Origin of the sequence: Streptomyces sp. NRRL S-118, assembly GCF_000716335.1 — a bacterium.
Lineage (GTDB): Bacteria > Actinomycetota > Actinomycetes > Streptomycetales > Streptomycetaceae > Streptomyces.
On record NZ_KL591043.1, the window covers coordinates 31999 to 35883 of the forward strand.

1 pseudogene is annotated in these 3885 nt (G+C 76.9%); it reads left to right on the forward strand.

Annotated elements, in window-relative coordinates:
* Nucleotides 1–3885, forward strand: a pseudogene (locus IH00_RS38365) (type I polyketide synthase); the annotation flags it as partial.

Sequence of the window (3885 nt, forward strand, 5' to 3'; positions counted from 1 at the left end):
CAACCAGGACGGCGCCAGCAACGGACTGACGGCACCCCACGGGCCGTCGCAGCAACGCGTCATCCGCGACGCCCTCGCCGACGCGCACCTCACCCCCCAGGAGGTCGACGCGGTCGAGGCGCACGGCACCGGGACCACGCTGGGCGACCCCATCGAGGCGCAGGCCCTGCTGTCCACCTACGGGCAGGACCGGCCCGACGGCCGTCCGCTCAGGCTCGGTTCGGTGAAGTCGAACATCGGGCACACCCAGGCGGCGGCCGGCGCGGCAGGCGTGATCAAGATGGTGATGGCGCTGCGGCCTGCTGCCGCGCACCCTGCACGTCGACGAGCCGTCGCCGCACATCGACTGGTCCGCGGGCCGGGTGGAACTGCTGACCGAGCCGGCGCCGTGGACGGCGGACGGCCGGCCGCGCCGGGCCGGTGTGTCGTCGTTCGGCATCAGCGGCACCAACGCCCACCTCGTCCTCGAAGAGGCCCCCGCCGAGGCCCGGACGGCGACCCCCGGCCCGCTTCCCGCCCCGGCTGTTGGCGTCCCCGGCCCGCTTCCCGCCGCGGCCGACGGTGCCCGCACCCCGCTCCTCGCCGCCGGCGACGGCCTCGTGCCGTGGGTGGTGACGGGCCACTCCGCAGAGGGCCTGCGGGCCCAGGCCGCACAGCTCGCTGCGTTCACGGAGGCCCGCCCGGAGCTGTCCCCCGCGGACGTCGGCTGGACGCTCGCGGCGTCCCGGGCGGTGCTGGAGCACCGGGCCGTGGCCCTCACCTCCGCCGCGGACAGCCCGGCCCGGCTGACGGCGCTGGCCGACGGCCTGCCCGCGGTCGGCACGGTCTCCGGCGCTGCCGATGTACAGGGCAAGGTGGTGTTCGTCTTCCCCGGCCAGGGCTCGCAGTGGCAGGGCATGGCCGTACGGCTCCTCGACACCTCACCGGTGTTCGCCGGACGGCTCGCGGAGGTCGACGCGGCCGTCGGGCGGCTGGTGGACTGGTCGGTGGCCGACGTGCTGCGCCAGGCACCGCACGCCCCGTCCCTCGACCGGATCGAGATCCTCCAGCCGGTGCTGTTCGCGGTGAACGTGGCGCTGGCCGCGGTGTGGCAGGCGTCCGGTGTGCGGCCCGCCGCCGTCGTGGGGCACAGCCAGGGCGAGGTCGCCGCCGCGTACGTCGCCGGGGCGCTGACCCTCGACGACGCCGCCAGGCTGATCGTGCTGCGCAGCGCGCTCTTCGCCCGGGAACTGGCCGGCAACGGCGCGGTCGCCTCGGTGGCCCTGCCCGCCGGAGAGGTCGAGCGGCTGCTGGACCGCTGGGAGGGCCGGCTCGTGATCGCGGGCCGCAACGGCCCCCGCGCGGTGACGGTCGCGGGCGACGTCCCTGCGCTGGAGGAGTTCGTCGCCGCCTGCCGCGACCGCGACGTCCGCGCCCGGATCGTGGGCTCCACCGTGGCGTCCCACTGCGCCCAGGTGGACCCGCTGCGCGACGAGATCCTGGAGCTCTTCGCCGGCATCACCCCCGGCCGGGGCAGCGTGCCGTTCTACTCCACCGTCACCGGCGCGCGGAAGGACACCGGGGACCTGACGGCGGAGTACTGGTTCGACAACGCCCGGCAGCCGGTGAACTTCGAGGCCACCGTACGGACACTGCTGGACGACGGGTTCCGGTTCTTCGTCGAGAACAGCGCGCACCCGGTGCTCACCACCGGTCTGCAGGCCATCTTCGAGGACACGCGGACCGAGGCGGTCGCCCTCGGGTCGCTGCGCCGCGGCGAGGGCGGCCCGGACCGGTTCCTCACCTCGCTCGCCGAGGGGTTCGTCCGCGGCCTGCCCGGCGTGGACTGGCGGGCCTGGTTCACCGGCACGGACGCACGCCCGGCCGAGCTGCCGACGTACGCCTTCCAGCGGAAGCGCTACTGGCTGGAGACCACCCCCGCCGACAGCGGCGACCCCCGCCGCCTCGGACTCGGCGCCGCCGACCACCCGCTGCTCGGCGCGGCGGTGAGCACCGCCGCCGGCGGCGACCTGCTGCTCACGGGCCGGCTGTCGCTGACCACGCACTCCTGGCTCGCCGACCACGCCGCCCTGGACACCGTGCTGCTGCCCGGTGCCGCTTTCGTGGAACTGGCCCTGCGCGCCGGGGAAGCGGTGGGCCGTGACCGGCTGGACGAGCTCACCCTCGAAGCCCCGCTGACCCTGCCCGCCCGCGGCGGCGTACAGCTCCAGGTCGCGGTGGAGCGGCCCGACCCGGCCGGCCGGGCCCGCGTGACGGTGTACTCACGGCCCGAGGCCCCGGAGACCGCCGCGGAGACCACCGGCACCGACGAGCCCTGGACGCGGCACGCCACCGGCGTGCTGACCACGGCCGCCCCGTCCGGACCGTCCGGCGGCCCCGGTGCCACCGCCGGGGCACCCGCCCCCACAGCCGAGCCGGCCGTCCTGCCGCCGCCCGGCGCCGAACGCATCGACCTGGACTCCTTCTACGAGCAGGTCGCGCACCGCGGCTACGGCTACGGCCCCGCCTTCCAGGGCCTGCGCGCCGCCTGGCGCACCGGCGAGGAGATCCACGCCGAGGTGGCGCTCGCCGAGGAACAGGCCACGGAAGCCGCCCGGTTCGGCATCCACCCGGCCCTCCTGGACGCCGCCCTGCACCCCGCGCTGCTCAGCGCGGTCGAGGAGCAGGACGAGGCCCCCGTACGACTGCCGTTCGCGTGGAGCGGCGTCACCCTGCACGCGGTGGGAGCCACGTCCGTGCGGGTGCGGGTCGCCCCGGCGGGCCCGGACGCGGTGTCCGTCACCCTCACCGACCCCGCGGGCGCGCCGGTGGCCTCGGTCGACCGGCTCACCCTGCTCCCGGTGTCGCGGCGGCAGCTCGCCGGCGCCGCGGACACCACCGGCAACGCACTGTTCCGCACCGACTGGGCCGCGCTGCCCACCGAGCTGCCCCCGGCCGGTGACGCCGTGGACACCACCGGCTGGGCCGTGCTCGGCGCACCGCACACCGCTCCGTTCGACGCCGCTCCGTTCGACGCCGTCCGGCACGCCCCCGGCGTGGCGGAGCTGTTCGCCGACGGCGCCGCACCCGAGGTCGTGGTGGCCGTCCGCCCCGCGGCGTCCGCCGGCGGCGACCTCGCGGCCGCCGCCCGTACGGCGACGACCGAGGCACTGGCCCTCGTGCGCGCCTGGCTCGCCGACGAGCGGACAGCAGGCTCCCGGCTCGTCGTCGTCACGCAGGGCGCCGTGTCCACCCGGGCCGGTGAGGACGTCACCGACCTGGCGCACGCACCCGTGTGGGGGCTGCTGCGGTCGGCGCAGTCGGAGAACCCCGGCCGGTTCCTGCTCGTCGACACCGACCCCGGCACCGACGGGCCGGGCATCGCCCGCGCCGTCGCCGCGGCCCTGGCCGCGGAGGAGCCCCAGGTCGCCGTGCGCCGGGGCACCGCCCTCGTCCCCCGCCTCGTCCGCGCCACCGCCGCCGTACCGGCCGGGGACGCCGCGCCGCTCGCCACCACGACCGGAACGGTCCTGATCACCGGCGGCACCGGGGCGCTGGGCGGGCTGCTCGCCCGCCACCTGGTCACCGAGCACGGCGTACGGCATCTGCTGCTCACCAGCCGCCGCGGCCGGAACGCGGAAGGCGCCGACCGGCTGGAGTCCGAACTCCTCGCCCTGGGCGCCGCCCATGTCGACATCGCCGCCTGCGACGCCGCCGACCGCGACGCGCTGGCCGCGGTACTGGACGCCGTACCGGCCGACCGCCCGCTCACCGGGGTGGTGCACGCGGCGGGCGTCCTGGACGACGGCCTGGTGGCGTCCCTGACGCCCGAGCGGCTCGCGGACGTGATGCGACCCAAGGTCGACGCGGCCGTCAACCTGCATGAACTGACCCTCGGCCATGACC